The organism is Alicyclobacillus sp. CIJ1, assembly GCF_057538885.1.
The window spans coordinates 1-1,937 of sequence record NZ_BAAJPH010000146.1; the positions used below are offsets into that span (position 1 = coordinate 1).

The window sequence follows — 1,937 nt, forward strand, 5'->3', positions numbered from 1 at the left end:
CCGACTTCGACACTTGGTAGTCATACAAAGTCCCACAAACCCATGGCCGATGCGGATTCGTGGGACCTGTGGATAACTCGCGTAGTGTCTACAGCCCTCTTGCCCGAGGTTCTACCTTCAGGATCCTCGGCGGTTCCTTGATCCTCAAGGCTCGCAGGATCTCCCGCTGCGCCTCTGTCGTCTCTGTCCGCTGCACGACAATCCCTTCCGGCGTGCTCTTCGTCACCCGGTGCATCGCTTGCATGTGAGAGCGGATGTCTGACCATGTCCGCCCAGTTTGGACTTCAGCGATGCGCACCAACAACAAGGCCAGCCAGCACAGCAGCACGTGCGACCGAATGCGCTCGTCCTTCCGGTGATACACAGGACGTATGTCCAACGTCGTCTTCAGGGTACGAAACGCTGACTCCACCATCAAAAGCTGCTTGTATCCCAGCGCCACATCGTCCACGGACAGCGTGTCGTCGGAGGTGCGGATCAGGTACTTCCCGTCCAGATGAGCCGCTTGCCGCACAGCCTCCGGGTCAATCCGCAGGTTTCCCCATCGGTCCTGTTTCAGATAACGCTTGAACGTGGGATGGCTCGCAAGCCGACAGTGGGCCTTCGTGTGCGCTTCGCCCTGAAGCTCTTTGAGGCGTTCCAACTCCATCCGAAGCTCGCGCAACATGGCCTCCCGCCGCGCCTCATCGCGTTTGGCTTCCTCGGGATTGAACGCCAACACGTAACGGACCCGGGCCTCTCCGTCTCCCACCACGACCTCCTTCACTTTCAGGTTGGGACGAAGCTCACGAAAACGTCCAGGGCGCGCCAACGCCGCTTCCACCGCTGGTTTCCCAGAGGTCATCTTCTCCCCAGCGATGTAGTGACCCCCGGCGCGTTGCAGGATCCGCAAATTGCTCTCTGAGACGAAACCTCGATCCACGACCGTGATCACGCGACCAAGCCGCCAACCGATGAGGTCCTGTTTGACCTCCTCGACCACGCTCATGTCCGCTGTGTTGCCAGGCCACGTCCAGCAGCGGACGGGGATGCCGTCCCGCGTCACCGCAAGCCCGATCACCACCTGAGGCAAGTCGGGCCGGTGGTCTTTGGAATACCCCTTGCGTCGCAGACTGTCGTCCGACTCGTCCTCCGTCTCGAAGTACGTGGAGGTCGTGTCAAAGAACAGAAGGTCCACGTCCAGGTTCAAGAGATCGCTCACTCGCCGGAAGACCTCGTATTGCAGGTCTTCCGCCACATCATGGAGAAAGTCCATAGCCCGATATGCCTGCCACACGTCCAACTCGGTCATCCCGGGGAGAGCCACTTCACGGTCGACCCATTCTTCCATGGCCAGCTTGCTGCTTGGCGCCAACGCGCGATTGGCGACCATGGCGAAGATGACACGCTCGACAGCCGCCTTAAACTTCCGGTCGGCAAGCCGCTCTCGCAAGACCTCATCCAATCCAAGCTGTCGCCACAGCTCGTCTAGCAGATACGCCCCTCCCATAGGACGGCTATCCAGCAGCGTGGTTTGGATGCCCTCCGACTGACCACGTCCGGCGGTAAACTCGTCGCCAACGAAGCGATGGATGCTCTGGGCAAGGCGCCGGAGGGCCTCGAGGTCGATTTCGTCTTCGCGGCCGAAGGTGTAGAGGACCTTGGCCTTGGGCTGGCCGGTGTTAGGATCGCGATAGTTATGGGCCAACTGCACGTAACCGGTGACAGAACCGTTCTTGTTTTTTCGGCGAATGACTCGGATATACATGCCCACATGATACGGCATGTACTACGAACTTGTAAACGACAAAATAAAGTTATCCACAACAAAACGCATGCCTACAAAAATACAAATGAAAACACGGCGCATGCCTGTGGATAAGTCCGACAAGCCGCGCCGCAATAGGATCCCACATCCATCCATGAGTCTACGTGCTATGTCCAACTGTCGAAGTCGG

At 58.7% G+C, this 1,937-nt stretch carries 1 protein-coding gene; it reads right to left on the bottom strand.

What is annotated here, in order from left to right; genetic code table 11:
* Positions 1-88: 88 nt before the first annotated feature.
* Positions 89-1,747 (bottom strand): IS1634 family transposase, encoded by a 1,659-nt coding sequence (locus AC27E8_RS14770; protein ID WP_487100047.1) that lies wholly within the window; start codon positions 1,745-1,747, stop codon positions 89-91.
* Between the last annotated feature and the right edge of the window lie 190 nt (positions 1,748-1,937).